Source organism: Vibrio jasicida CAIM 1864 = LMG 25398 (assembly GCF_000400365.1).
Classification (GTDB): Bacteria; Pseudomonadota; Gammaproteobacteria; order Enterobacterales; family Vibrionaceae; genus Vibrio; species Vibrio jasicida.
In genome coordinates this window covers 1-370 of sequence record NZ_BAOG01000228.1, presented here as the reverse complement: position 1 = coordinate 370, position 370 = coordinate 1, and the positions used below count along the sequence as shown (strand labels likewise).

General features: G+C 41.4%; 1 protein-coding gene. It reads right to left on the bottom strand.

What is annotated here, in order from left to right; all coding sequences use genetic code 11:
* Window positions 1–44: 44 nt before the first annotated feature.
* Window positions 45–370: LysE family translocator (locus VJL_RS27055; protein WP_038882451.1), on the bottom strand; the 326-nt coding region annotated here is incomplete at its 5' end.

The following is a 370-nucleotide window of genomic DNA, read 5'->3' as shown; positions in this document are numbered from 1 at the left end:
AAAATGCCACGCGTTGCGAATCCCTCTTGAACAGTTTGTTAGTTTTATTGCTGGCGACTCAGTAACAAGCTTGCTCCAGACATAGCCAAAAAAGTAGCACAACCCCTATTGAAGCGCTTTGCCATTTTCGGCTTCGTAAACCACTGCCTTAAGTACATTCCAAATATTGCATAAATCGATATTGCACCCATTTCTAAAACTAGGAACGTAACCCCTAGAGCAAAGAACTGTTCATTTACATTCGCTGAAACATCGACGAACTGTGGTAGAAAGGCGGTAAAGATTAAGATCGCCTTTGGATTACCAGCGGCTAGCAAAAATTCTTGTTTAGCTAAACCTAATCGGTTGCGAGTGTTTTCTAGTTCAGAAA